Source organism: Neoalteromonas facilis (genome assembly GCF_002807665.1).
In the GTDB taxonomy this organism is placed as follows: domain Bacteria; phylum Pseudomonadota; class Gammaproteobacteria; order Enterobacterales; family Alteromonadaceae; genus Alteromonas_E; species Alteromonas_E facilis.
The window spans coordinates 1-261 of sequence record NZ_PEAY01000021.1 but is presented as its reverse complement, the minus strand read 5'-3'; the positions used below and the strand labels follow the sequence as shown (position 1 = coordinate 261).

General features: G+C 55.2%; 1 pseudogene. It reads right to left on the bottom strand.

What is annotated here, in order from left to right:
- Nucleotides 1-261, bottom strand: a pseudogene (locus CSH93_RS17805) (hypothetical protein); the annotation flags it as partial.

The following is a 261-nucleotide window of genomic DNA, read 5'->3' as shown; positions in this document are numbered from 1 at the left end:
GCGCATCCTTGAACTCGAGCTGGTCAAGGCTTAGCCGCCCGTAGTAAGCCAAAGTTTCCGAAACAGGGTATTGGTATCCAACACCAATGCGCCAACGCGTCACGTCGTACTCGCCTGCTACAGTGCCGGTGCCACTGCGTATTTCAAGTTCTTGGCCCAGTGATGCATACTCGCCAAAAAGGTGCATCTGATCTCCGAACTGCCACGCCCCGCTAATAAATCCTCCGCCATCAGCATCGCTTTCAAGTTCGAGTGGGGCGC